This is a genomic window from Blastococcus sp. TF02-09 (genome assembly GCF_003319105.1).
Lineage (GTDB): Bacteria > Actinomycetota > Actinomycetes > Mycobacteriales > Geodermatophilaceae > Blastococcus.
This window is the reverse complement of record NZ_QOHH01000002.1, coordinates 163,909-188,632: the sequence shown is the minus strand read 5'-3', so window position 1 is coordinate 188,632 and position 24,724 is coordinate 163,909. Positions and strand designations below refer to the sequence as shown.

The 24,724-nt window shown below is 73.6% G+C and carries 24 protein-coding genes; 17 read left to right on the top strand and 7 right to left on the bottom strand.

Annotation, left to right across the window (positions count from 1 at the left end):
• Positions 1–29: 29 nt before the first annotated feature.
• Positions 30–902 carry a glycosyltransferase gene (locus DQ239_RS03300; RefSeq protein WP_113832843.1) on the bottom strand — a complete coding sequence of 291 codons (873 nt, stop codon included), beginning with the start codon at positions 900–902 and terminating at the stop codon, positions 30–32.
• Complete coding sequence (locus DQ239_RS03295; protein WP_113832842.1) at positions 899–2,377, bottom strand: bifunctional cytidylyltransferase/SDR family oxidoreductase; 1,479 nt, start codon at positions 2,375–2,377, stop codon at positions 899–901. The genes DQ239_RS03300 and DQ239_RS03295 overlap by 4 nt, the downstream gene beginning before the upstream one ends.
• A 162-nt stretch (positions 2,378–2,539) precedes the next feature.
• Here DQ239_RS03295 and DQ239_RS20080 point away from each other — a divergent pair, with 162 nt between their 5' ends.
• Complete coding sequence (locus tag DQ239_RS20080; RefSeq protein WP_147251984.1) at positions 2,540–2,833, top strand: hypothetical protein; 294 nt, start codon at positions 2,540–2,542, stop codon at positions 2,831–2,833.
• A 129-nt stretch (positions 2,834–2,962) separates the two neighbouring features.
• Positions 2,963–3,646, top strand: coding sequence for a hypothetical protein (locus DQ239_RS03285; protein WP_113832840.1), 684 nt, complete (start codon positions 2,963–2,965; stop codon positions 3,644–3,646).
• Between the two features lie 21 nt (positions 3,647–3,667).
• Here the strand turns inward: DQ239_RS03285 and DQ239_RS03280 are convergent, their stop codons facing one another.
• A complete protein-coding gene (locus tag DQ239_RS03280) occupies positions 3,668–3,946 on the bottom strand; it encodes a chorismate mutase (protein ID WP_113832839.1) in 279 nt (92 codons plus the stop codon).
• Between the two features lie 267 nt (positions 3,947–4,213).
• Here DQ239_RS03280 and pcrA point away from each other — a divergent pair, with 267 nt between their 5' ends.
• Positions 4,214–6,511, top strand: coding sequence for a DNA helicase PcrA (gene pcrA, locus DQ239_RS03275; protein WP_113832838.1), 2,298 nt, complete (start codon positions 4,214–4,216; stop codon positions 6,509–6,511).
• 165 nt (positions 6,512–6,676) lie between these two features.
• Here pcrA and DQ239_RS03270 read toward each other — a convergent pair whose 3' ends face one another.
• Complete coding sequence (locus tag DQ239_RS03270) at positions 6,677–7,645, bottom strand: M23 family metallopeptidase (RefSeq protein WP_233488696.1); 969 nt, start codon at positions 7,643–7,645, stop codon at positions 6,677–6,679.
• A gap of 189 nt (positions 7,646–7,834) precedes the next feature.
• Positions 7,835–8,728, bottom strand: a complete 894-nt coding sequence (locus DQ239_RS03265; protein ID WP_113832837.1) for an alpha/beta fold hydrolase — start codon at positions 8,726–8,728, stop codon at positions 7,835–7,837.
• A 271-nt stretch (positions 8,729–8,999) separates the two neighbouring features.
• Here DQ239_RS03265 and DQ239_RS03260 point away from each other — a divergent pair, with 271 nt between their 5' ends.
• The gene (locus DQ239_RS03260; protein WP_233488695.1) at positions 9,000–9,938 is read left to right on the top strand and encodes a hypothetical protein; all 939 of its coding nucleotides are present in this window, start codon (positions 9,000–9,002) and stop codon (positions 9,936–9,938) included.
• A 9-nt stretch (positions 9,939–9,947) separates the two neighbouring features.
• The gene (locus DQ239_RS03255) at positions 9,948–10,319 is read left to right on the top strand and encodes a methylmalonyl-CoA mutase (RefSeq protein ID WP_113832836.1); all 372 of its coding nucleotides are present in this window, start codon (positions 9,948–9,950) and stop codon (positions 10,317–10,319) included.
• On the opposite strand, the gene DQ239_RS03250 is transcribed toward DQ239_RS03255, so the two are convergent.
• On the bottom strand, positions 10,309–12,183 hold the full coding sequence (locus DQ239_RS03250; protein ID WP_158544777.1) for a CocE/NonD family hydrolase: 1,875 nt from the start codon (positions 12,181–12,183) through the stop codon (positions 10,309–10,311). The two genes, DQ239_RS03255 and DQ239_RS03250, sit on opposite strands and share 11 nt — an antisense overlap.
• Before the next feature lie 149 nt (positions 12,184–12,332).
• On the opposite strand from DQ239_RS03250, the gene sucC reads away from it, so the two are divergent.
• From sucC to DQ239_RS21255, 7 genes are all read left to right on the top strand, one after another.
• On the top strand, positions 12,333–13,496 hold the full coding sequence (gene sucC / locus DQ239_RS03245) for an ADP-forming succinate--CoA ligase subunit beta (protein ID WP_113832834.1): 1,164 nt from the start codon (positions 12,333–12,335) through the stop codon (positions 13,494–13,496).
• Positions 13,497–13,522: 26 nt separating this feature from the next.
• On the top strand, positions 13,523–14,401 hold the full coding sequence (gene sucD / locus DQ239_RS03240; protein ID WP_113832833.1) for a succinate--CoA ligase subunit alpha: 879 nt from the start codon (positions 13,523–13,525) through the stop codon (positions 14,399–14,401).
• A gap of 197 nt (positions 14,402–14,598) precedes the next feature.
• Complete coding sequence (locus DQ239_RS20535) at positions 14,599–15,408, top strand: hypothetical protein (RefSeq protein ID WP_199582554.1); 810 nt, start codon at positions 14,599–14,601, stop codon at positions 15,406–15,408.
• A 123-nt stretch (positions 15,409–15,531) separates the two neighbouring features.
• Positions 15,532–16,728 (top strand): DUF6350 family protein, encoded by a 1,197-nt coding sequence (locus DQ239_RS03230; protein ID WP_199582552.1) that lies wholly within the window; start codon positions 15,532–15,534, stop codon positions 16,726–16,728.
• 61 nt (positions 16,729–16,789) lie between these two features.
• Positions 16,790–17,365, top strand: coding sequence for a phosphoribosylglycinamide formyltransferase (gene purN, locus DQ239_RS03225; RefSeq protein WP_199582550.1), 576 nt, complete (start codon positions 16,790–16,792; stop codon positions 17,363–17,365).
• Positions 17,362–18,912: a bifunctional phosphoribosylaminoimidazolecarboxamide formyltransferase/IMP cyclohydrolase gene (gene purH, locus DQ239_RS03220; RefSeq protein WP_113832831.1), complete on the top strand. Its 1,551-nt coding sequence runs from the start codon at positions 17,362–17,364 to the stop codon at positions 18,910–18,912. The genes purN and purH overlap by 4 nt, the downstream gene beginning before the upstream one ends.
• Entirely contained in the window at positions 18,912–19,544 is a 633-nt protein-coding gene (locus tag DQ239_RS21255) for a pentapeptide repeat-containing protein (protein ID WP_113832830.1), read from the top strand. The genes purH and DQ239_RS21255 overlap by 1 nt, the downstream gene beginning before the upstream one ends.
• Here the strand turns inward: DQ239_RS21255 and DQ239_RS03210 are convergent.
• The gene (locus tag DQ239_RS03210) at positions 19,541–20,065 is read right to left on the bottom strand and encodes a hypothetical protein (RefSeq protein ID WP_233488694.1); all 525 of its coding nucleotides are present in this window, start codon (positions 20,063–20,065) and stop codon (positions 19,541–19,543) included. The two genes, DQ239_RS21255 and DQ239_RS03210, sit on opposite strands and share 4 nt — an antisense overlap.
• Positions 20,066–20,163: 98 nt before the next feature.
• Here DQ239_RS03210 and DQ239_RS03205 point away from each other — a divergent pair, with 98 nt between their 5' ends.
• The 5 genes from DQ239_RS03205 to DQ239_RS03185 all read left to right on the top strand — a co-directional run bounded on the left by DQ239_RS03205 (position 20,164) and on the right by DQ239_RS03185 (position 24,673).
• Positions 20,164–21,033 carry a bifunctional methylenetetrahydrofolate dehydrogenase/methenyltetrahydrofolate cyclohydrolase gene (locus DQ239_RS03205; protein WP_113832829.1) on the top strand — a complete coding sequence of 290 codons (870 nt, stop codon included), beginning with the start codon at positions 20,164–20,166 and terminating at the stop codon, positions 21,031–21,033.
• Complete coding sequence (locus DQ239_RS03200; RefSeq protein WP_113832828.1) at positions 21,030–21,341, top strand: DUF3017 domain-containing protein; 312 nt, start codon at positions 21,030–21,032, stop codon at positions 21,339–21,341. The genes DQ239_RS03205 and DQ239_RS03200 overlap by 4 nt, the downstream gene beginning before the upstream one ends.
• Before the next feature lie 50 nt (positions 21,342–21,391).
• The gene (gene mdh, locus DQ239_RS03195; protein ID WP_113832827.1) at positions 21,392–22,345 is read left to right on the top strand and encodes a malate dehydrogenase; all 954 of its coding nucleotides are present in this window, start codon (positions 21,392–21,394) and stop codon (positions 22,343–22,345) included.
• Between the two features lie 77 nt (positions 22,346–22,422).
• Positions 22,423–23,637 (top strand): NADP-dependent isocitrate dehydrogenase, encoded by a 1,215-nt coding sequence (locus DQ239_RS03190; protein WP_113832826.1) that lies wholly within the window; start codon positions 22,423–22,425, stop codon positions 23,635–23,637.
• 133 nt (positions 23,638–23,770) lie between these two features.
• Complete coding sequence (locus DQ239_RS03185) at positions 23,771–24,673, top strand: hypothetical protein (protein WP_233488693.1); 903 nt, start codon at positions 23,771–23,773, stop codon at positions 24,671–24,673.
• Positions 24,674–24,724 lie beyond the last annotated feature (51 nt).

Here is a 24,724-nt window from a genome sequence, read left to right as displayed (position 1 = left end):
CTCGGATCGGCCGGGAAGCACGCTACCTGTCAGACGACCGGCGGCCGCCCATGCCGGGTCATGCGGGCGATCGTGCCCCAGCGCAGGGTCCGGCGGGGGCCGGCGTCGGTGCGCCAGCCCTCGGCCCAGCCGCGGAACCACGGCACCAGGGTCGCGGGGGTGCGCACCGACCGCGCCACCTGCAGCGCCGTCCAGACGAGCACGTACGGGACGCCGAGCACCCAGGGCAGGTTCCGCTTGGCCAGCCAGACGCGGTTGCGGGCGTTGAGCCGGTAGAAGTCGCGGTGGCGGGTGAAGGCGGTCAACGGGTGCTCGACCGCGAGGTCACCGGCGTAGTGGACGACGGCTCCCGCGTCCCAGACGCGCCACGCCAGCTCGATGCCCTCGTGCGCGTAGAAGAACGGGTCCGGCCAGCCGCCGGTGCGCTCGAGGACGGCGCGGCGGACGACCACGGCCCCCTCCCACACGGAGAACACCGCGCTGCTGCGTTCCCGTTCGCCGACCCGCATGCGCGGGGTCCAGCGCCGCGGCCCGGGGACCCCGCCCGGCCCGTCCACCCGCGGCTGGAGCAGCCCGAGGTCGGGGCGGGCGTCGAAGAGGTGCACGGCGCGGGCGAGGAAGGACGGGTCGACGAGCGTCGCGTCGTCGTCCAGGAAGAGCAGCAGGTCGCCGGCGACGTGCGGCACCCCGGCGTTGCGTCCCGCGGGGATGCCCAGGTTCTCGGCCAGTCCGACGGCGCGGACACCGTCCGGCAGCCCGGTGGGCTGCCAGCCGTTGCCGACGACCACCACGTCGACGACGACGTTGCGCTGGGCGAGTGCCGAGCGCACCGCCCGGTCCAGCTCGGCCGGGCGGCGGCCCTGCGTCAGGACGACGACGCCGACGACCGGCGCGCTGGTCACTGGCTCTGGTCGACGCCCGGCAGGTGGTCCGCTGCGGCGTCGTCCGGCACCAGCTCGGCGGACACCGACGCGGCGACGTGGGAGGACAGCGCGTCCTCGCGGCGGACGTCGACGATGTGACCGGTGAAGGAGCTGATGAGGACGTCGAGCGAGGTCTCCGCGACCGCCTCCGACGTCAGCAGGCTGCCCTCGGGCTCCTGGCCGAACGCCTTGGTCCGCATGGGCGTGGCGGTCCGCTCGGGGTTGATGCAGTTGATCCGCACGCCGTCGGCAGCCCACTCGTCGGCCAGCGCCTGGGTCAGGTTGACCACGGCGGCCTTGGCCGAGGAGTAGAGGCTGTAGCCGCTGCGACCGCGGGTGTAGGAGCTCGAGGTGAACAGCAGCAGCGAGCCGTTGGTCTTCTTCAAGTGCGGCTGGAACACCTGCGAGATGTGGATCGGCGCGAGGTAGTTGACCTCGGTGGCCGAGTAGACGGTCTCCTCGCTGGTCTCGGCCAGCTCGCCGCGGTGCAGGATGCCCGCGGTGTTCACCACGTAGTCGATGCGGCCGGTGGCGGCCAGCACCTGCTCGCAGGCGGCGACGATGTCCGCGCGCCGCTCGACGTGGGTGTTGGTGGCCGAGCGGCTGAACACCTTGGTGATCGCGCCGTAGGACTCGGCCATGCGGGCGATGTCGGCGCCGATCCCGTAGGAGCCGCCGAAGACGACGACGGTCTTGCCGGCGAGGGCCGCCCGGTACTCCGAGTCGTAGCGGGGGCGCGGCGCCTCGTGGCTGTCCAGCTGGAAGAGCTTGTCGGCGATGTAGACGTCGATCGGCTCGGTGATCTTCATGTTGCGCTCTTCGCCGCGCACGACGGCGATCGGGACGTCGGGGGCGTAGCGGAGCACCACGGTGCAGTCGTCGGTCGCCTCGAACGACGCGTCCTGGGCCGCCTGGGCGTAGGCCCGGCGGATCACCGACAGGCGGAAGCCCTGCGGGGTCTGGCCGCGGCGGAGCAGCCCGCGCTTGAGGACGTCGTCGATGGTCCGGCCCGACTCGTCGACCTGGATGATCGTGTCGGCCGAGGGGATCGCGGTGTCCACCGCCTCGTACTGCTCGAGGGCGTCGACGCAGTCGGCGATCACGCGCTGGCTGAGCAGCGGCCGGACGGCGTCGTGGAACAGGACGTTGCACTCCTCGTCGCCCAGGGCGTCGAGTGCGCGCTGCGTCGTCGCGTTGCGGGTGTCGGCTCCCTCGAGCACCCGGGTGACCTTCGGGTACCCGCCGGGCCGGAGGAAGGCGTGGACGGCGTCCAGGTGACCGGGCGTCATCAGCACGATGATCTCGTCGATCTGCGGCGAGGCCTGCAGTGTGCCGATCGTGTGCTCGATGATCGGCTTGCCGGCGATCTTGATCAGCTGCTTGGGGATGGAGAGTCCCACCCGCGTCCCGGTCCCACCGGCGAGCACGACAGCCACGTTCCGCAATCTGGTCACGACGCAACGGTAAGCGGACCGAGCGGTCCGCCCGGGGACCCCGGCGCTCCCGGTGGGGTGTCTGTGACTGGGGGAGCACGAGTGGCGCGGACCGGTCCTTCACATCGACCCTGCTCACCCGGTGCCTGCCGGCCGGCCGAGCGCACCGGGCAGACTCGGCCCGTGCCCACCTTCACCGTCTACGTCGCGCTGCGGGCCGCCACCGCGGTGGACGACGCCACCGTCGACGCGGTCGCGGCCGGGCTGCGCCGGGGGGACGAGGAGCTCCGCGTCTGGCGGGAGCCGGACCGTGCGGTGCTGCGCGCCTCCACGGAGTGCGACGCCGACGACCTGGACGCCGCCCTCGGGCTCGCGCACGCCCTGGGGGAGCAGGTGCAGGAGCTCTGCCCGGGCGACGTGCTCGAGGCGGCGGCGCTGGGCGACGAGGACTCGCAGGTCTGGCGCGCCTGGCTCTGAGCAGCCGTCGGGTGATGCCTCATCCGTCACTCCGGGCGCGTCCAGCACAGGCTCACCGTCGGATCCGACGGTGCCGGCCGGCGAGGCCCTAGCGTCCGCCGCCACCCCGGTACCACGCGGAGGAGCCCGATGAGGTCCCGTCTCACGCCCCTGCTCGCCGTCCTCGGCCTGTCCGTGGCCCTCGGCGTCGTGGGTGCGCCCGCCGCGCGGGCCGACGTGCCGTGCGTCATCGACGGCGTCAGCCCGCGCTCCGTGGTCGTCGGCCTGACGCCGATCACCAGGACCTTCGCCGTGTCGACGTCCGGGTGCACCCTGGGCTACTGGAAGGCGGAGTCCGACGTCTTCTACGTCTACAAGGGATCGGCGGAGCAGACGTTCGGTCCCCGGTCCAACGCCGAGGCGGGCGTCCACGACGTGGCTGTCGACGCCTACGACGACTACTTCATGGCGAGCTCCCGTGACCTGCCGGCCTCGTTCTCGCTGCTCCGCCGCACCACGTGGCAGGACGGGTCGTTCAACGCCGCCCCGGAGCCGGCGCAGCGGGGCTCGGCGATGACGGTCACCGGCCGGCTGCTGGTCGTGGACTGGAGCAACGGCCGCTACGTCCCCTACGTCGGGCGGGCCGTGGCGGTGGAGTTCCGGACGGCGACCGGCGCCTGGACCCGGGTCAAGGCCGTCGCGACGGACGCGAGGGGCTGGGTCCGCACGACGGTGCCGGCCGAGGCCACGGGTACCTGGCGGCTGCGCTACGGCGGCAACACCCTCGCCGGTCCGGCGGTCTCGACGGGGGACAGCGTGCAGGTGGCCGGCTGAGCCCGGCCGCCCGCCGGGGGCTCAGAGGCGGCCGCGGCCCTGGCGCAGCAGCATCATCCCGAGCGCGGCGCCGTCGGGGCCGAGCGCGTCCTGGAACCGGGCGAGCACCTGCTGCTCGCGCGCGAGGTTCAGCCGGGTGCCGCCGCTGGCGCGGCGAACCGCGCCGATCTCCTGCGAGACGGCCAGCCGGCGCTGCACCAGCTCGATGATGGCGGCGTCGCAGGCGTCGATCTCCTCGCGGAGGGCGCCGATCCGGTCGATCTCGGAGCCGGTGACGGCGGTTGTGGCGGTGGTGCTCATGGGATGTCCTTCGGGGGAGGGAGCCCGTCCTGCCCCGGAAACGAAGAACGCCCCGGGGCTCTTCGGGCCCGGGGCGTCTGGTGCGGCTGTGCTCAGCCTGCGGTGACGGCGACCGGATCCCGGTAGCCGTAGTAAAAGCTGAGGCTGGCGAGCACGGGGGCAGTCTGCCACAGCCGCCGGGGACGCGGCCAGCACCGCGCGCGGGCCCCGCGGAGTCGTGGACGGCGCGGAATTTCTGTCCCCCGATCGGCTTACAGTGATGTAGTCATGAGCAGCGTCCAGCAGGCCCTCCCCGGTACCGCCGCACTCCAGCGCTCCGCGCCGGGGTCCCTGGGCCGGGAGCTGGACCGCATGCTCGCCGGGCTCAACGGCCCGCAGCGCCAGGCCGTCGTCCACGAGGGCGGGCCGCTGCTCATCGTGGCCGGCGCCGGTTCGGGCAAGACCCGCGTCCTGGCGCACCGCATCGCCTACCTGCTCGGCTCCCGGCACGCGTCGCCCGGCGAGATCCTGGCGATCACCTTCACCAACAAGGCAGCCGGCGAGATGAAGGAGCGGGTGGCCCAGCTCGTCGGCCCCCGGGCGCGGGCGATGTGGGTGTCGACGTTCCACTCGATGTGCGTGCGCATCCTGCGGGCCGAGGCCGCCAAGCTCGGCCTGAAGTCCTCGTTCACCATCTACGACCAGGGCGACTCGGTCCGGCTCATGACGATGGTGGCCCGTGACCTGGACCTGGACGCGAAGCGGTACCCGGGGCGCAGCCTCGCAGCGCAGGTGTCGAACCTCAAGAACGAGCTGATCGACGAGGAGAGCTACGTCCCGGGGACGGCGCCGGAGAAGGTGCTCGCCGAGGCCTACACGCTGTACCAGCAGCGGCTGCGCCAGGCGCACGCCATGGACTTCGACGACCTGATCATGAACACCGTCCACCTGCTGCAGGCGTTCCCCGACGTCGCGGAGCACTACCGCCGCCGGTTCCGCCACGTGCTGGTCGACGAGTACCAGGACACCAACCACGCCCAGTACATGCTGGTCCGCGAGCTGGTGGGCACCGGTGAGGGCCCGGTGCCCATGGCCGAGCTGTGCGTCGTGGGCGACGCCGACCAGTCCATCTACGCCTTCCGCGGCGCGACGATCCGCAACATCGACGAGTTCGAACGCGACTACCCGCAGGCGACCACGATCCTGCTGGAGCAGAACTACCGCTCGACCCAGCGCATCCTCAAGGCTGCGAACACCGTCATCGCCAGGAACACCGGCCGGCGGCCCAAGAACCTGTGGACCGACTCCGGCGACGGCGAGCTGATCGAGGGCTACGTCGCCGACAACGAGCACGACGAGGCCGCCTGGGTCGCCGAGCAGATCGACAAGCTGGTCGACGACGGTGTGGCCCAGCCCAAGGACATCGCCGTCTTCTACCGGACCAACAACGCCTCCCGTGTTTTCGAAGAGGTTTTCATCCGGGTCGGCATGCCGTACAAGGTCGTCGGTGGAGTGCGCTTCTACGAGCGCAAGGAGGTCCGCGACGCGCTGGCCTACCTCAAGGTCGTCGCGAACCCGGCCGACGTCGTCAGCCTCCGGCGGGTGATCAACACCCCCAAGCGCGGCATCGGTGAGCGGGCCGAGGCCTGCATCGAGAACTTCGCCGACCGCGAGCGGATCGCCTTCGCCTCGGCGCTGCGCCGCTGCTCCGAGGTGGGGGAGCTCGCCACCCGCTCGCTCAAGGCGATCCAGGAGTTCGTGGCCCTGCTCGAGGAGTTCGAGCAGCTGGTCGAGACCGGTTCGGGCCCGGCCGCGCTGCTGGAGAGCATCCTCGACCGCACCGGCTACCTCGCGGAGCTGCAGGCCAGCACCGATCCGCAGGACGAGGGTCGGGTCGACAACCTCAACGAGCTCATCTCGGTAGCCGCGGAGTTCGAGGCGGCGAACCCGGGCGGCACGGTCACGGACTTCCTCGAGCAGGTGTCGCTGGTGGCCGACGCCGACCAGATCCCGGTGACCGGTGACGACGCCGGCGTGGTCACGATGATGACGCTGCACACCGCCAAGGGTCTGGAGTTCCCGGTGGTGTTCCTGACCGGCATGGAGGACGGCGTCTTCCCGCACCTGCGCGCCCTGGGCGACCCGCGCGAGCTGGAGGAGGAGCGCCGGCTGGCCTACGTCGGCATCACCCGGGCCCAGCAGCGGCTGTTCATCTCCCGGGCCACGGTGCGGACCAGCTGGGGGCAGCCGGCCTACAACCCGCCGTCACGGTTCCTCGACGAGATCCCGGCCGAGACCATCCACTGGGAGCGCCTCGACCCGACGCCTGCGCCGTCCACGGGGTACCGGTCGGCGCAGACGCGCGTGGCCGCGACCGGCCTGTCCACCGGCGGCCTCCGCGGCGGCGCCGGCAACCGCCAGGTCATCTCGGTGGACGTCGGCGACCGGGTCAGCCACGACGCGTTCGGTCTGGGCACCGTGGTCGAGGTGACCGGGGCGGGCGAGAAGGCGCAGGCCACCGTGGACTTCGGCTCCGGCGGCACCAAGCGCCTCGTCCTGCGCTACGCCCCGCTTGTGAAGCTCTGACACTTGTCCGCCTCCGGCGGACACCGCGGCCACGAGCCGTCCCCCCGTTGCGCTGAGCCCACCCTGCCGTTCGTCGGGGACCCTCCGGGCCCCACTCCTCGCGGCACCTCGCAGGGCGGCTCCAAGACCTTCGTCGGGAACCCTCCGGGCCCCGCTCCTCAGGCCTTAGACACCCACGCCGCGCTCGCCGAGCCAGTCCTGGGGGTCGATGGGCCGCCCGTACATGCCACCGCGGTGGATCTCGTAGTGCAGGTGCGGGCCGGTGGACTGGCCTTCGTTGCCGACCTTGGCGATCTGGTCGCCGGCGTGCACGATGTCGCCCGCGGAGACGTTGTAGTACCGCATGTGGCCGTAGATGTGGACGTCGCCGTCGGCGTCCTGGATGTAGAGCGCGTTGCCGTAGCCCGACGCGCTGCCGGCCCGGAGGACGACGCCGTCGGAGGCGGCCAGGATCGGCGTGCCGAGCGGCGCGGCGAGGTCCAGGCCCCAGTGCATGGTGCCCCAGCGCTGGCAGAAGCAGGTGGTGAGCTGGCCCCTGACGGGCAGCACCGTCTTGGGCTGGCGGGCGGCGCGGGAGGCGGCCAGCTCGCCGAGGCGGGCCTGGGCCTCGGCCTCGGTGATGCCGCGGCGCACGTCGGCGTCCTCGATCCCGCCGCTGAAGCCGTGATCCAGGCCGGTGCCGAGCCCGAGGTCTGACGCGGTGACGTCGACGCGCTCGGTGTCGCTCCCGACGATCGCGGGGGCGCCGGCGAGCAGGGCCCCGGCGACGAGGGCCGCGAACCACAGCGGGGCGCGCCGGCCGGGCGGGTGTGGGAGCCGGCGGCGCGTGGCCGGCGCGGGCTGTGCGGCGGCGGGCCGGCGCCCGCCGAACCGGGGGAGTCGACGGCGGGGGGCCGAGGACGCGTCGGTGGCGGGCCCGTCAGCGACGGCGGTCTCGTCGGCCACGGTGGTCTGCGCCGCGGCGGCCTCGGCGGCGGCCTCGGCATCGGCTGCTGCGGCGGCGCGCATGAGCGCGGTGGTCGACGGGCGCGGGACGGGGATCGCGGGGGTGCCGCGACCGAGCTCGATGCGGCCGGTGGCGCCGTCCTCGGGACCCGGCCGCTCGAGGAGCGTGGGCGCAACGGTGGAGGACACGGCGCACCTTCCCGGGGCAGTGCTCCGCGAGGGCTCGGTGCGACCCGTCGGGGGAGCGGCGGCGCCGCCGGTGGATACCGGCGCCGTGACCGAACCGTAACGAGGTGTGAGGGCCTCTCCAAGCACATCACGGTCTGTGTCGTGCGGTGTGCCTCAGGTAACGGAACGGCCTCCGACGGGCCGCCCGGGTCAGGCGACGGCGCGGACCGGCGGGCGCTGCCCGGCGTGCGTGCCGGCGCCGGCCAGGGTCAGTGCCACGTCGTCGAGCACGCCCCGGTCGATGGGCAGCGACATGTGCCCCACGCCCCGCACGAGGACGTTCCGCGCGCCGAGGTCGGGGTGGTCGCAGCGGCCGGCCGACGTCGGCAGCACCATCTGGTCGAGGTCGCTGTAGATCGCGGTGATGCGGGTGTCGCACCGGTCGACGGGCTCGGCGAGCTCCGTGAGCACCGGCGAGCCCGGCCGGAGCTGGCGCACCAGCGGCGTGGGCAGGAGGTGTGCGAGCACCGACCCCCCGTGCGGCGTCCCCAGCGTCACCAGGGCGTCGACCCGCCGGTCACCGCCCTGGCGCTGGACGTAGTAGCGGGCGATGAGCCCCCCGAGACTGTGCCCGACCACGTGCACGCGGTCGTGCCCCGTCTGGGCGCAGATGCGCTCGATGTGCGCGCCGAGGTCGTCCGCGGCCTTCGCGACGTCGCGCAGCAGGGGGCTGTAGTTCCACGAGCACACCGAGGCGAAGCCGCGGCGGCGCAGGCTGCGGCGCATCACGGCGAAGATCGAGCGGTTGTCGACCAGGCCGTGGACCAGCAGGACGGGGGTCCGGGCCGCCAGCGGGTCGGCGGCGAACAGTGCCCGGACGGCAGAGCTCCGGTCCGGGCGGTGCAGCACGTCGGGCTGCAGCCGCTCGGTCCAGGTGCCCAGCGGGTACATCAGAACGTGGGCACCCACCCAGGCCAGCTCGGTGAGGCCGCCGGTCAGCGTCGACGGGCGGCACAGGTCGCGGAGGGCACCTCGTGCCGCGGCGTCCGGAGCGGCGGTCGTGTGCGACGCTGGGTCGTAGCCCGGAGCGCTCGTGGGTCGCATGGCGGTTTCTCTTCCCCGTGTGTTCCGCCGGTGGCGCTGGGTTCGGCCGTGCCGGTGGGGGTGCACCCCTCGGTGCCCCGTTCACCCGACGGTAACGCTCCCGTGTGGCGCCCGTCACACCGACGTCCCCGATGGGCCGGCCGATCGTGGCCGGATCGTGACCGATGCGAAGGGGAACTGCGTGCCTGCCCGCGACGCCCGACCCGGGTCCGCCCGCTCCCGGACACCGCGCACCGCGACCCCGCCGGGCCCTCGTGGCCGGGCGCGTGCGGTGGACCAGCGGCCCGCTGCCGGCGAGGGACTGGTCATCGGGACCGTCCCGGCCGGCGCACGCGTCGCCGGGGCATTGCTCCTGCTCGCCGCCCTGGCCGGCCTGCTGTCGGCCTTCCCGACCTACCTCGAGGTGGACGGGCAGGACCTGGTCCTGGGCGGCAGCGCGCTCGGCGTCCTCGCCACGCTGCTCGTCCCGCTGGCCGGTGGTGCGGTGGGGGTGCTGCTCGTGCGCGGCGCCGTCCCCAAGTTCGGCCTGGCCTACGCGGCGGTCGCCGGCGCGCTGGCGCTCGGCAACCTGCTCATCGAGCTCTACCGCGGCCGGAGCTCCACCGACCGCCCCGCCGTCGAGGTGCTCGGCGGACGCCCGGTGCTGACCAGCGACCTGCACATCGGCGTCGGCTGGGTCGCGGGGGTGGTCGCCCTGTCGCTGACGGTGCTCGCCGGCTGCGTCGCGGTGGGCGCCTGGGGTCGCACGGTGATGGACGACCGGGGCACGCTCGACCCGGTCCGCGGGCTGCTGGCCGGCGCCACGGTGCTGCTGGGCGTGGGGACGGTGCTCTGCCTGGCCCTGCCGGCCGCCGACGTGCGCGACGACCTGGTTCTCGATCCGGCCACCGGGCTGCAGGTCGTGGTGACCCGCGAGGGCCCGCAGGCGCTGCTCGAACGGCCGGGTCTGGCGCTGCTGGGCGGGTTGCTGCTGGCCGGTGCGCTGGTGCTGTGCTCGGTGACCGCGCCGTCCCTGCGCCCGCGCCTGGCCGCCGTCGGCGGGCTGCTGGCGATCGCCGTGACGGTGCTCGCCGCCGGCTTCTCCGGCCTGCGCGACGCCGTCTCCTCCGACGAGCTGGACTGGACGCTGCCCGGCGTCGGGCTGCTGCTGGCCGGCCTCGGCTTCGCCGTCCTCACCCTGCTCGCCTGGCGGCTCCGCCGGTCCTCCTAGGGTCGCCGCGTGGACGAACGCATCCGGGTGGTCGTGGCCGGCCCCGGCCGCGGGGAGGGCGACCGCACCGCCGAGGTCCTCGCCCGCGCCCTGCGTGACGCCGGCATGGAGGTCGTCTACACCGACCGGCCGCACGCGCCCGGCCGGCTGGCCGCCACCGTCGTGCAGGAGGACGCCGACGCCGTCGGTGTCGTGCTGCCCCGGGACGGCGACCCGGCGCCGCTGGCCGGGCTCGCCGCCGCGCTGACCGGGCGGGGCGTCGACGACGTGCTGCCGTTCGCCGTCGCCGACGGCACCCCGCCCGGCGTCGCCCGGGTGTTCCCGCGCGACACCGACCCGGGCGACGTCGCCGGCTGGGTGCGCGCGGGTCTCAGCGGCTGACGACGGGGACGCTCAGCTGCTGCACGACACCCGGTCCGGTCGTCAGGGCGACCTGCTGGGGAGCGGTCGAGCCGCGGTAGGCGAGGTCGCCACCGGCGAGGACGACCGCCAGGCGGTGCCCCTGCTCGAACCGGTGCACGATCCCGGGGAGCTCGATGGTCACGGGCCGGGTGACGTCGGTGACGCGTACCGGTGAGATCAGCCGGTGCGGCAGCTCGACCGCGCCCTCCGGTCCGACGTCGTAGACCTTGGCGTAGGCGACCAGCTGCCCGGCCGGCCCGGCCTGCTGGCTGAGGGCCACGGCCGGGGCGGTCAGCTGCACGGTGAGCCGGGGCGACCCGACGACGTCCAGCGGTGCGGCGAGCGGCTCGGTGCTGAACCGGATCGACGTCCCGGGCGGGTCGGTGACCGCCCCGGTCTGGTCCAGGGCCGACGTCTCGGTGTAGTTCGGGCCGATCGGCGCGACGCTGCTGTAGGCGCTCGTGCCCCGGGCCACCTGCCGGGGCGAGGGGACGAGGGCGCCGCCGTCCGGGCCGGTGCTGGACAGGTGGTAGGTCCGCTCGGTGCCGACCGGGTAGGACGGCGCCACCGCGTAGGCCCGGGTGATGTCGCCGGTCGCCTCGTGGACCCAGTCGCGGTAGTAGGCGAAGCCCTGCGGCGGCGTCGGCCCGCGGTCGCGCACGTAGTGGTCGAACCAGGCCAGCGCCGCGGCGCCCTGCAGCGACCGGGCGGGGTGCCGCTCGTCGAGCTCACCCGGCTGCGGGGTGGAGCTGCTGTGGCCCCACGACTGCCACATGAGCGAGACCGGCGTGCCCTGCCGCTTGAGCGCGGTGTAGGTCGCCACCGACTCCTGCAGGTTGAACAGCGTGTCCGCCTGGCCCTGCCCGAGCAGCGTGGGCACCCGCACGTTCCTCATGTAGCTGGCCACCGAGTTCGACCGCAGGTACCGGATGGACGCCTGGCTCGGGTAGCCGACCGTGGCGACCTCACCGAGCGCGGTGCACACCTCCGGCTCGAAGTTCGCGCAGTTCCTCGACAGGGACGCGGCGGTGAAGAAGGCCTCGAACTGCGCCGGGTCGGCGAGCAGGGCCTGGTAGTCCTGGACGCCGTTGGCCACCCCGAGCGTGGTGAACAGCGCCGCCCACTGGTACTTGAAGACGCCGGTGCCCGACGCGCTCACCGAGCCGCTGCGCGCGGTGCCGCCGGGGAGGCTGCCGTTCTCGGGGGCGAGGGAGTAGGAGAGGTCGTTCCAGGTGATCTGCGGGACGATCGCGTCCAGCCGGTTGGTGCGTGCCTTGTTCTCGAACCCCGCCGTCGCGAACTGGATCTGCCCGCCGTAGGAGCCGCCGATCATCCCGACCTGCGGGTCGTGCCGGACGCCGGTGCGGGCGTCCTCGCGGACGACCTGGTCGACCCGCACCCGCTTCCCGGTCGCGTCGTCCACGGCGGAGATGGCGGGGTCGCCGCCCAGGAAGCGGAGGAGCTGGCTGGCGGCCGCGCCGTCGTGCTCGACGTCGTCCAGGGTGATCGGGCAGGTGTCGCCGTCGACGAACCCGAGGCCGGTGTAGGCCAGGGCGGCGTACCCGTGCTCGCCGAACCCCAGCGCGTAGTCGGCCTGATCCTCCTTGGTGCCGCCGAAGCCGTTGGTGGTGAGCAGCGCGGGGACCGGCCGGTGCTTGCTCGCACCGGCGGGGAGGTAGAGGTCGGCGTCGATCTCGCACGTGCGCTTCTCCGGCCCCAGGCCGGTCACCGTGATCGTCAGGTCGCGCACGGTGGGCTGCGTCGCAGCCGCCGGGGGCGCCAGGGTGACCAGGCCTCCCGCGGCCAGCACGGAGGACAGCAGGACGGTCGTGGCTCGGCGCACGGCGGGGCTCCTTCGGTGGGCGACACGCGGCGGGCCGGCACGTTCCCCCTGCGAACGGGTGAGATCGCCTGTGATGCACCCCACGCCGGGCCCGTCTCTCCAACGCCCGAGGGCGCGGGCAGGTTACGGGCGGTCTACGGTGCCTGTTCGTGGATCTCTTCGAGTACCAGGCCCGTGACCTGTTGGCCTCGCACGGCGTCCCCGTGCTCCCCGGCGGCGTCGCCGAGACGCCCGAGCAGGCGGAGGCGATCGCCCGCGAGATCGGGCAGACCGTCGTCGTCAAGGCGCAGGTGAAGGTGGGCGGCCGCGGCAAGGCCGGTGGCGTCAAGCTCGCCGACAACCCCGAGGACGCCAAGGCGCGCGCCCAGGACATCCTCGGGCTGGACATCAAGGGGCACATCACGCACCGCGTGATGGTGGCCCAGGCCAGCGACATCGCCGAGGAGTACTACTTCTCCTACCTGCTCGACCGGTCCAACCGCACCTTCCTGGCCATGGCCAGCGTCGAGGGCGGCATGGAGATCGAGCAGCTCGCCGTCGAGCGCCCCGAGGCGCTGGCCCGCATCCCCGTCGACGCCACCGTCGGCGTGGACGCCGCCAAGGCCGCCGAGATCGTGGACGCCGCCGGGTTCGCCCCCGAGGTGCGCGACCAGGTCATCGCCATCGCCGTGCAGCTGTGGGACGCGTTCTCCAAGGAGGACGCCACCCTGGTCGAGGTCAACCCGCTGGCCAAGGCGCCCGACGGCACCGTGCTGGCCCTCGACGCCAAGATCACCCTGGACGAGAACGCCGGCTTCCGGCAGCCCGCCCACGAGGCGCTCGAGGACGCCGCCGCCGCTGACCCGCTCGAGGCCGCGGCCAAGGAGAAGGACCTCAACTACGTCAAGCTCGAGGGCGAGGTCGGGATCATCGGCAACGGTGCCGGCCTGGTCATGAGCACCCTGGACGTCGTCGCCTACGCGGGCGAGGAATTCGGCGGGGTCCGCCCGGCCAACTTCCTCGACATCGGTGGTGGCGCCTCCGCCGAGGTCATGGCCAACGGCCTGGGGATCATCCTCAGCGACCCGGCCGTGAAGAGCGTCTTCGTCAACGTCTTCGGTGGCATCACCGCCTGCGACGCCGTTGCCAACGGCATCGTCGCCGCCCTGCAGCAGCTGGGTGACCAGGCCACCAAGCCGCTGGTGGTCCGCCTCGACGGCAACAACGTCGAGGAGGGCCGGCGCATCCTGGCCGACGCCAACCACCCGCTCGTGACCGTGGTCGACACGATGGACGGCGCCGCGCGCCGGGCCGCCGAGCTCGCCGCCGCCTGAAGCCCTAGCGAACAGGACCTGTAGAGATGTCGATCTTCCTCAACGAGAACAGCAAGGTCATCGTCCAGGGCATGACCGGCTCCGAGGGCATGAAGCACACCTCGCGCATGCTGGCCTCCGGCACCGCGATCGTCGGTGGCGTGAACCCCCGCAAGGCCGGTCAGAACGTCGACTTCGACGGCACCAGCGTGCCGGTGTTCGGCAGCGTCGCCGACGCGATGAAGGAGACCGGCGCCGACGTCAGCGTCATCTTCGTGCCGCCGCCGTTCGCCAAGGCCGCCGCGATCGAGGCCGTCGACGCCCAGATCGGGCTCGCGGTGATCATCACCGAGGGCATCCCGGTGCACGACTCCACCTACGTCTGGGCCCACGCCCAGGGTGGCGCGACGCGCATCATCGGCCCGAACTGCCCCGGTCTGATCAGCCCTGGGCGCAGCAACGCCGGCATCATCCCGGCCAACATCACCAAGCAGGGCAAGATCGGTCTGGTGTCGAAGTCGGGCACGCTGACCTACCAGATGATGTACGAGCTCCGGGACATCGGTTTCTCCACCGCCGTCGGCATCGGTGGCGACCCGGTCATCGGTACCACCCACATCGACTGCCTCCAGGCCTTCCAGGACGACCCGGAGACCGAGGCCATCGTGATGATCGGTGAGATCGGTGGCGACGCCGAGGAGCGGGCCGCCGACTTCGTCAAGGCCAACGTCACCAAGCCCGTCGTCGGCTACGTCGCGGGCTTCACCGCCCCCGAGGGCAAGACCATGGGCCACGCCGGCGCCATCGTCTCGGGCTCGGCCGGCACCGCGCAGGCCAAGAAGGAGGCCCTCGAGGCCGCCGGCGTCCGCGTGGGCAAGACCCCGTCGGAGACCGCGACGCTCATGCGCGAGATCATCGGCGGCTGACGCCGGACCACCAGCACCGCACCGCACTGCCCGGTGTCCGCACCCGCGGACGCCGGGCAGTGCTGCGTCCGGGGGTCGGTACCGGAGACGGCCGCCACGCCCGGGTGCCTTGCGCCGCTCCGCGGCGGGCGACCACGATCCCCCCTGGGCCGCCCCGTGTCCCGGTCCTGCCACGAACCACCGAAGAATGGCTCGCGATGACCAGTCAGCCCCCGCCGCCTCCGGGCGGACCCGGGCAGCCGGGGCCCGGCCAGCAGCCACCCCAGCAGCCGCCGTACGGCCCGCCGCAGCCGCCGTACGGCCAGCCGCAGCAGCCGTGGGGCCAGCAGCCCCCGCCGCCGCAGCCGTGGGGCCAGCAGCCCCCGCCGCAGCAGCCGTGGGGGCAGCAGCCCCCGCCGCCGTGGGGCCAGCCCCCGCAGGGCGGGTACGCCCCTCCAGGCCACGGCGCCCCCGGCGGCTCGAGGACCTCGGTCGACTTCTCGAAGGTCGGCCTCCTCGAGCGCCTGGTGGCGGGCTCGGCGCTGCTGTTCACCCTCTTCCTCCTGCTGCCCTGGTACGGCTTCGACGACGAGGGCCTCGAGGACGTCGACGCGTCCACCAACGGGTTCAGCGACGCCGTCGGCTTCGGGGACTTCACCTTCGAGATCGGTTACGCGACCTGGCCGGCGATCCTCGCCTGGTTGCTGCTGCTGGCCGCCGCGGTGTGGGTGCTGCTCCCGGCGTTCGCCACGGTGCGGGTGCCGGCGCCGCGCACCGTCGTCACCGCGGGGCTCACTGTGTTGGCCGCCGTGCTTTTCCTGTTCACCTGGATCGACCAGCTCGCACTGAGCAACGGCCCCTCCGAGGAGGCCGGGTTCAGCATCGTCGCCTTCCTCGCTCTCCTCACCGTGCTGGCCGCGGCGGTCCTCGCCGTGCTGCGGGCCCTGCCCGAGCTGCGGGCCCGGAAGGCCGGTGGCCCGCCGCCGCCCCCACCGCCCCCGTCACCGGGGCCACCGGGACCGGCCTGACCGGTTCCGCAGCACGGATCGACGAGGGTCGGCGGCTCGATGCCGCCGGCCCTCGTCGCTTTGTCGGGCTCGCCGGGCGCGTGCGCCGACCACGGGCGGCGCGGCCTTGGCAGAGTGGGGCACGTGGTCTCCCTCCTCGCACGCCTGCCCCGCGCGGGTCGGGACGGCGGAGGCGGGGTCGGGTCCTTCCCGGTGGGGTGGACGGCGCCCGCCGCGGCTGCGGCGGTGTCGGTGGCCGGGCTCGCGGTCCTCGCCCTGGCCGTCGGGGTGGTCTCCGCCCTCGATCCGGCCGGTGGCCCCGGGATCGGCGGCTCGGTGCTGCTGGCGGCCCGGCTCTGGCTGCTCGCCCAGGGCGCGGACCTCACGCTGGCCTCCGGCCCCGTCGCCGTCGCCCCGTTGCTGCTCACCCTCGGCATCGCGTGGGGCCTGGCCGGTACGGGCCGCGTCGTCGTCCGCGCCGCCGGCACCACCGGGCCCCGGGCCGCGCTGTGGGCTGCCGGCGTCCTGACCGGTGCGCACGTCGTCCTCACCGCCGTGCTGGCGCTCGTGGCCGACGGCCCGGGGGCCGCGGTGGGCTTGCCGCGTGCGCTGCTGGGCAGCGCGCTCCTGGCGGTCGCCGCGGCCGGCTGGGGAGTCGGCCGGGAGTCCGGCCTCGTCGACACCGCGCTCGACCGGCTGCCTCCCCAGACCCGCCCGGTGCTGCGGGGTGTCCTCGCCGGCCTGCTCACCGCGCTGGCCCTCTGCCTGGCCGTCGTCGCGGTCGCGCTGGCCGCCGACGCCGACGGGTACGCCGCGGTGTCCGGCCGGCTGGGGGGAGCGGGGGCGGGGGCGCTGGGCCTGCTCGGGCTCTGCGCGCTGCTCCTGCCCAACGCCGTCGGCGCCGTCCTCGGCCTGGCCGCCGGACCGGGCTTCTCGGTGGGCAGCGGCACCCTCGTCTCCGTGCACGGCGTGACGCTGGGCCCGGTGCCCGCGCTCCCGCTGTTCGCCGCGCTCCCCGACACCCAGGCCGTGCCGCTGCTCGCGTTCGCCTCCCAGGCCGTGCCCGTGCTGGCCGGGCTGGTGGCGGGCCGGGCGCTGGCCCGCCGCTTCGCGGCCGACGACGGCGGCTCGGTCGTCGCCGGGCTGGCCGGCGTGCTCGCCGGCGTCCTGCTGGGCGTGGTCTGCGGCCTCCTCGTGTGGGCGGCCGGCGGGTCGCTCGGCGACGGCGCCCTCGCCTCCGTGGGGGCACCGCCGATCGCCACGGGCGTGGCGATCGCCGCGCAGGCGGGCATCTCCGCCGCGTTCGCTGCCGCCGTCACCCGGTGGCGCTCCGCTCCCTGAGCGGTCCTTATAGGGTCGCGGGGTGGGCGGCCCCGGGCGATCGACGTCGCGGGCGAGGGTCGTGGTCCTCCTCTCCGGCACCGGCTCGCTGTGCGCCGCGCTGCTCGACGCGGCGGAGGACCCGGACTACCCCGCCGAGGTCGTCGCCGTGGGAGCCGACCGGGACGCCGCCGGGCTCGAGCACGCCCGCCGCCGGGGCATCCCCACGTTCGTGTGCGCCCTGCGGGACCACCCGGACCGGTCCGCCTGGGACCGCGCGCTGGCCGACGCGATCGGCGCCTTCGCCCCCGACCTGGTCGTGTCCGCCGGCTTCATGAAGATCGTCGGGCCGGCGGTGCTCGACGCGTTCGGCGGGCGGCTGATCAACACCCACCCGGCGCTGCTGCCCGCCTTCCCGGGCGCCCACGCGGTGCGCGACGCCCTGGCCGCCGGTGCGACCGTGACCGGGTCGACGGTGCACCTGGTCGACGCCGGCGTGGACACCGGGCCGGTGCTCGTCCAGCGCGAGGTGCCGGTCCTGCCCGACGACGACGAACCCCGACTGCACGAACGCATCAAGGCCGTGGAGCGCGAGCTCCTGGTGGAGACGGTGGCCCGGCTCGCGGCCACCGAACGAGAGGACGAGAGCTCCCGATGAGCGACCGCAGCCCGATCCGCCGCGCCCTGCTGGGCGTGTACGACAAGACCGGCATCGAGGAGCTGGCCCGCGGGCTGGCCGGTGCCGGGGTGGAGCTGGTCAGCACCGGTGCGACCGCGCGCCGGATCGCCGACGCCGGCATCCCGGTCACGCCGGTCGAGCAGGTGACCGGCTTCCCGGAGTGCCTGGACGGGCGGGTCAAGACGCTGCACCCCGCGGTGCACGCCGGCATCCTGGCCGACCGCCGCAAGCCCGAGCACGTCGCCCAGCTCGACGAGCTCGGCATCGCCGCCTTCGACCTCGTCGTGGTCAACCTCTACCCGTTCACCGAGACGGTGGCCTCCGGCGCCTCGCCCGACGAGTGCGTCGAGCAGATCGACATCGGCGGGCCGGCCATGGTGCGGGCCGCGGCGAAGAACCACCCGTCGGTCGCCGTCGTCGTCGACCCTGCGCGCTACGGCGACGTCCTGGCCGCGGTGGGGGAGGGCGGGTTCACCCTCGCCGAGCGGCAGCGGCTCGCGGTGGCCGCCTTCCGGCACACCGCGTCCTACGACATCGCCGTCGCCTCCTGGATGGGCAGCGTGCTGGCGCCCGATCCGGAGACGAACTTCCCGGAGTGGGTCGCCGCCAGCTGGGAGCGGGCCGACGTGCTCCGCTACGGCGAGAACCCGCACCAGGGCGCGGCGCTGTACCGAGGCCTGACGCCGGGGCTCGCGCACGCCGAGCAGCTGCACGGCAAGGCCATGTCCTACAACAACTACGTCGACACCGACGCCGCCTGGCGGGCCGCGCACGACCACGCCGACCCGTGCGTGGCGATCATCAAGCACGCCAACCCCTGCGGCATCGCCGTCGGCCCCGACATCGCCGCCGCGCACCGCAAGGCGCACGCCTGCGACCCGCTCTCGGCGTTCGGCGGGGTCATCGCGGCCAACCGGGAGATCGACCTGACCATGGCCGAGCAGGTGGCCGAGGTGTTCACCGAGGTCGTCGTCGCCCCGTCGTTCACCGACGACGCGGTGCAGGTGCTGACCGGCAAGAAGAACATCCGGCTGCTCCGCCTGCCGCACCTGCCGGGCGCGGCCGCGGAGCTGCGGCCGATCAGCGGCGGCCTGCTCCTGCAGGCGACCGACCGGATCGACGCCCCGGGCGACGACCCGACGACCTGGACGCTGGCCACCGGCGAGCCCCTGGACGCCGCGGGCCTCGACGACCTGGTCTTCGCCTGGCGCGCGGTGCGGGCGGTGAAGAGCAACGCGATCCTGCTGGCGCACGACCGGGCGACCGTCGGCGTGGGCATGGGCCAGGTGAACCGCGTGGACTCCGCGCGGCTGGCGGTCTCGCGGGCGGGGGAGCGGGCTACCGGCTCGGTCGCGGCCTCCGACGCGTTCTTCCCCTTCGCCGACGGGCTGCAGGTGCTGCTCGACGCCGGCGTGCGCGCCGTCGTCCAGCCGGGCGGGTCGGTGCGGGACGAGGAGGTCGTCGCGGCGGCCGCCGCCGCGGGCGTGCCGCTCTACCTGACCGGTACGCGCCACTTCGCGCACTGATGGCGGGACCGCGCCCGCACGTCGGCCCGCCGGAGGCCGGAGCGGTCGTCGAGGGCGAGGACTTCGCGCGGGTCGACTGGTGGGGTGCCGAGCTCGACGGCGTCACCTTCGTCCGCTGCCGGTTCGACGACGCCTCGCTGGAGGAGCTCGTCACCCGCCGGTGCGTGTTCGACCACTGTCTCCTCACCGGGGTGCGGCTCAGCGGGTCGCGGCACACCGGGACGGCGTTCCTGTCGTGCCGGTTCGACCGGGCCACCCTCCGCGACGTCACCTGGGCGGGCTGCAAGCTCACCGGCTCGCACTTCCCCGGGGCGCACCTGCGGCCCATGACGTCGACCGACTGCGACTGGAGCTACGTCAACCTGCGCGGCGCCGACCTGTCCGGGCTGGACCTGTCGGGCCAGCGGCTGCGCGAGGCCGACCTCGGCGACGCCGACCTGCGCGAGTGCGACCTGACCGGCGCCGACCTCGACCGGGCCCGGCTGCAGGGCACCAAGCTCCGCGGCACCGACCTGCGGGGTGCGTCGATGCAGGAGGTCAACTGGCGGTCCTTCGAGCTGACCGGCGTCCGGCTGGACCTCGTGCAGGCGGTGCAGGTCGCCCGCGCCCACGGTGCGCTCGTCGCCGACTAGCGGTAACGCCTCCCGGTGAGCAGGGCCTTGAGGCTGCCGAGGACACCGAGGACCGCGACGGCGATCGCGCACCAGAAGCCCGCGCCGAAGAAGTCGAGCTCCCACTCGGCGTCGGACAGCGGCACGACCACCGCCCACACGACCAGCCCGCTCACGACCAGCCCGAGCAGGCCGAGGAGGCGGTGCGACCGCGCCGGGAGCCACATCGCGATCCCGAGCAGCAGCAGGACGCCGCCGCCCAGGACGATCGCGATCGGTTGCCACAGGCCGGTGTCGATGATCGCGTCCAGGTCCTCGAACCCCGCGCGCACCAGGTCCCAGCCGGTGTCGTCGCGGTCGGCCAGCCACTCGAGCACGAGGCTGACCGCGGCGGCGACGCCCGCGAGGAGGAGCAGCAGCCCACCGAGGCTCTCGGGGCCGCGTCGCGCGACCGGCTCGGAGGAGTAGATCGGGGCCGTTCCTCCGGGCGGGGGGTCGGGCTCCATGGACCAGTCGAGGGGGCTCTGCTCGCGTTCGGTCATCGCGCACCTTCGGCCGGGGCGGGCGAGGAGGAGCCCGCCACGACGCGAGGGTAGGACCGCGCCGACCGGCGCGCGAGAACCTCGGGCACACTGTCCGCGTGCCCGCGACGATCCTGGACGGCAAGGCGACGGCGGCGGCGATCCGCTCGGAACTGACCGGACGGGTGGCCGCGCTCGCCGACGCCGGTCACCGCCCCGGGCTCGGCACGCTGCTGGTGGGTGACGACCCCGGCAGCCGCTGGTACGTCAACGCCAAGCACTCCGACTGCGCGCAGGTCGGCATCGCCAGCATCCAGCGGGAGCTGCCGGCCACCGCCACGCTCGCCGACGTCCTCGCCGTCGTCGAGGAGCTCAACGCCGACCCCGCGTGCACCGGCTACATCGTGCAGCTGCCGCTGCCCGCCGGCATCGACGAGAGCGTCGTCCTCGAGGCGATGGACCCGGCCAAGGACGCCGACGGTCTGCATCCGGTCAACCTCGGCCGGTTGGTGCTCAACGTCCCCGGCGCCCTGCCGTGCACCCCGGTCGGCATCATCGAGCTGCTGCGCCGCTACGAGGTGCCGATCGCCGGCGCCGAGGTCGTGGTCGTCGGCCGCGGCATCACCGTCGGCCGTCCGCTCGGGCTGCTCCTGACGCGCCGCACGGAGAACGCGACGGTGACCCTGTGCCACACCGGCACCCGGGATCTGGCCGCGCACGTGCGCTCGGCGGACATCGTGGTGGCCGCGGCCGGCGTCCCGGGGCTGATCACCGCCGACCTGGTCAAGCCCGGTGCCGCCGTCCTCGACGTGGGGGTCAGCCGGGTGGACGGGAAGATCGCCGGCGACGTCGCTCCGGACGTCCTCGAGGTGGCCGGGTTCGTGGCCCCCAACCCCGGCGGCGTCGGCCCGATGACCCGCGCGATGCTTCTGCAGAACGTGGTCCTGGCCGCCGAGCAGGCCGCTGCCCGCGAGGCGCTCACGGCGTGAACGGGGGTCGGCCGCCGCTGTACGTCCGGCGCCCGTTCGTCGCCGGGCTGGTCCGCCAGCTGCCCCTGCTGGCGGTGCTGGCCGGAGTCGCGGTCGGGCTGGCGCTGGTCGCCCTCGAGCACTGGCGCAAGGGGCTGACGGTCATGGGCCTGGCCCTCGTGGGGGCCGCGCTGCTGCGGCTGTTCCTGCCGGAGCGCCGGGTCGGCTTCCTCGCCGTCCGCAGCCGGCCGGTGGACGTGTTCCTGCTCGTGGCCGCCGGCGTGGCGCTCACGACCATCTCCCTGGCGATCCCGGGACTCGAGAACTGACGCGCAACCCGCTGAGGCGCGACGGCCTGCGCGACGCTAGGTTGGCGGCCATGGCAGACAAGCCTCGGAACGGCAAGGTCACCGTGGTGGGTGCCGGCTTCTACGGCTCCACGACTGCGCTCCGTCTCGCTGAGTACGACATCTTCGAGACCGTCGTCCTCACCGACATCGTCGAGGGCAAGCCCGAGGGTCTGGCCCTCGACATGAACCAGTCGCGGCCGATCGAGGGCTTCGAGACCCGGGTGGTCGGCGTCGGGGGCGGGTCCTACGAGGGCACCGAGAACTCCGACGTCGTCGTCATCACCGCGGGTGTGCCGCGCAAGCCGGGCATGAGCCGGATGGACCTCATCGAGACCAACGCGTCGATCGTCCGCGAGGTCGCCGAGAAGGTCGCCGCTGCCTCGCTGGACGCCGTCCTGATCGTGGTGTCCAACCCGCTGGACGAGATGACCGCGCTCGCCCAGCTGGCCAGCGGCTTCCCGAAGCACCGGGTCATGGGCCAGGCCGGGATGCTCGACACCGCGCGCTTCACCAACTTCGTGGCCGAGGAGGCCGGCGTCCCCGTCTCCTCGGTGCGCACCCTGACCCTCGGCTCGCACGGCGACACGATGGTGCCCGTGCCGTCCCGGTGCACCGTCGACGGCAAGCCGCTGACCGAGGTGCTCGCCGCCGACCGCATCGACCACCTCGTCGACCGCACCCGCAACGGCGGTGCCGAGGTCGTGGCCCTGCTCAAGACCGGCTCGGCGTACTTCGCGCCGTCGGCCGCCGCGGCCCGCATGGCTCGCGCGGTCATGGAGGACTCCGGCGAGGTCATGCCGGTGTGCGCGTGGGTCGACGGCGAGTACGGGATCAGCGGTGTCTACCTGGGGGTGGAGGCCGAGATCGGCCGAGAAGGAGTGCGGAAGGTCGTCGAGGGCGACCTCTCCGAGAGCGAGCTGGCCGCGCTGCGCGACGCAGCCGAGGCCGTGCGCGCCAAGCAGGCTGACATAGCCGACCTCTGAAATAGGACCCCGCTGCCCCCACCGCTGGCACTCCCGCGGTGGGGCCCTGCAGCGGGGCCGTGATGCAAGGAGAGCACGTGAGCAAGATCAAGGTCGAGGGCACCGTCGTCGAGCTCGACGGCGACGAGATGACCCGGATCATCTGGCAGTTCATCAAGGACCAGCTGATCCTGCCCTACCTCGATGTCAACCTGGAGTACTACGACCTCGGCATCGAGAACCGCGACGCGACCGACGACCAGGTCACGATCGACTCCGCCAACGCCATCAAGAAGCACGGCGTGGGCGTCAAGTGCGCGACGATCACGCCGGACGAGGCGCGGGTCGAGGAGTTCGGCCTGAAGAAGATGTGGCGCTCCCCGAACGGGACGATCCGCAACATCCTCGGCGGCGTCATCTTCCGCGAGCCGATCATCATGCAGAACGTGCCGCGCCTGGTGCCGGGCTGGACCAAGCCGATCATCGTCGGCCGCCACGCCTTCGGTGACCAGTACCGCGCCACCGACTTCAAGTTCCCCTCGGCGGGCACCCTGACGGTGACCTTCACGCCGTCCGACGGCTCCGAGCCGATCGAGCACGAGGTCTTCCAGGCCCCGGGCGCCGGCGTCTCGCTGTCGATGTACAACCTGGACGACTCGATCCGCGACTTCGCGCGCGCCTCGATGAACTACGGCCTGGACCGTAACTACCCGGTCTACCTCTCCACGAAGAACACGATCCTCAAGGCCTATGACGGCCGGTTCAAGGACATCTTCGAGGAGGTCTTCGAGTCCGAGTTCAAGGACAAGTTCGACGCCGCCGGCATCACCTACGAGCACCGGCTGATCGACGACATGGTCGCCGCCTCGCTCAAGTGGGAGGGCGGCTACGTCTGGGCGTGCAAGAACTACGACGGCGACGTGCAGTCCGACACCGTGGCCCAGGGCTTCGGCTCGCTCGGCCTCATGACCTCGGTGCTCGCGACCCCGGACGGCAAGACCGTCGAGGCCGAGGCCGCCCACGGCACGGTGACCCGCCACTACCGGCAGCACCAGCAGGGCAAGGAGACCTCGACCAACCCGATCGCGTCGATCTTCGCCTGGACCCGGGGCCTCGCGCACCGCGGCAAGCTGGACGGCACCCCCGAGGTCACCCGCTTCGCGGAGACCCTGGAGCGCGTCTGCATCGACACCGTCGAGAGCGGTCAGATGACCAAGGACCTCGCGCTGCTCATCTCCAAGGACAGCCCGTGGCTGACGACCCAGGACTTCCTGGCCGCCATCGACGGCAACCTCCAGAAGGCCATGGCCTGAGGTAGGCGATCCGCCTCCGGTTGATCAACGCCCGTCAGGGGCCCTCTCGATCCGGTCGAGAGGGCCCCTGACGCGTTCTCGCCCCTGTGGACGACGCCAGCGGGGTGCCCCTCGGTGCGGGCACCGTGTCCGGGTGCCCATCCGCGCTGCCCGGCCCGAACAGCTCCGTGGACGGGTGTTCCTCGGATCCGACGTCGTGCAGCGGGGGCTGCTGACACGCAAGCAGCTGCGGAGCCCGGCCTGGCGCCGGCTGCGTCAGGACGTCTACGCCGACGCCGCGCTGGAGGTCACCCACCGGCTGCTGATCAGCGCGGTCGGGCTGGTGCTCCCGGCGGGTGCCGGCTTCACGGGCCTGAGCGCGGCGGTGCTCTGGGGCGCGGCCGACGTCGCCGGCCCGCTCGATCCCGTCGAGGTGGTCCTCCCCAGCGGTCAGCGGTGGCATCCCGGCGCCGGTGTGCGCGTGCACCGCGCATCCCGCGCTGTTCGACTGGAACGGGTCGGGCGGTGGGAGTGCACCGATCGAGTGGCCACGACGGTCGGACTGGTGCGACGAGGCCCCGAGGACGACGCCGTGGTGCTGCTGGACCGACTGCTCGCCGGCGGCATGGTGCGGCTGGACGACGTCCGGGACGCCGTGGCGGACCTTCCCCGGGCGCGGGGCAGTGCGCAGGCACGACGGGTCGCGGACCTCGCCGTCGAGTTCGCCGACTCACCCCAGGAGACGCGTCTGCGACTCGTCCTCGTCCGAGCCGGTCTGCCGACGCCGGTGCCGCAGTTCCGGGTCTTCGACGCCGAGGGCTTCGTGGCGCGCGTCGATCTCGCCTACCCGGAGCTGCGCATCGCGGTTGAGTACGACGGCCTCTGGCACGCGGATCGCCGCGCCTTCCTGGACGACCGGCGGCGGGTCAACCGCCTCGTCGCTGCCGGATGGGTCGTGCTGCACGTGACGGCCGATGACCTCTGCCACCCCGAGGACCTGCTCGCGCGCCTCCGGGCACTGCGGGCCGGCCGCCTCGCGGAGATCAACGCCCGCTGAGCGCCCTCATGCACTGACGAACAGGGCGTCCGACGGGCGTTGATCTTGCCG

What these genes read in the sequence shown, in the direction of transcription:
- DQ239_RS03285 (WP_113832840.1), top strand. Translation starts at nt 2,963, where the DNA reads ATGAGGTCCCGTCTCACGCCCCTGCTCGCCGTCCTCGGCCTGTCCGTG.
- DQ239_RS03280 (WP_113832839.1), bottom strand. Translation starts at nt 3,946, where the DNA reads ATGAGCACCACCGCCACAACCGCCGTCACCGGCTCCGAGATCGACCGG.
- pcrA (WP_113832838.1), top strand. Translation starts at nt 4,214, where the DNA reads ATGAGCAGCGTCCAGCAGGCCCTCCCCGGTACCGCCGCACTCCAGCGC.
- DQ239_RS03265 (WP_113832837.1), bottom strand. Translation starts at nt 8,728, where the DNA reads ATGCGACCCACGAGCGCTCCGGGCTACGACCCAGCGTCGCACACGACC.
- sucD (WP_113832833.1), top strand. Translation starts at nt 13,523, where the DNA reads ATGTCGATCTTCCTCAACGAGAACAGCAAGGTCATCGTCCAGGGCATG.
- DQ239_RS20535 (WP_199582554.1), top strand. Translation starts at nt 14,599, where the DNA reads ATGACCAGTCAGCCCCCGCCGCCTCCGGGCGGACCCGGGCAGCCGGGG.
- purH (WP_113832831.1), top strand. Translation starts at nt 17,362, where the DNA reads ATGAGCGACCGCAGCCCGATCCGCCGCGCCCTGCTGGGCGTGTACGAC.
- DQ239_RS21255 (WP_113832830.1), top strand. Translation starts at nt 18,912, where the DNA reads ATGGCGGGACCGCGCCCGCACGTCGGCCCGCCGGAGGCCGGAGCGGTC.
- DQ239_RS03210 (WP_233488694.1), bottom strand. Translation starts at nt 20,065, where the DNA reads ATGACCGAACGCGAGCAGAGCCCCCTCGACTGGTCCATGGAGCCCGAC.
- mdh (WP_113832827.1), top strand. Translation starts at nt 21,392, where the DNA reads ATGGCAGACAAGCCTCGGAACGGCAAGGTCACCGTGGTGGGTGCCGGC.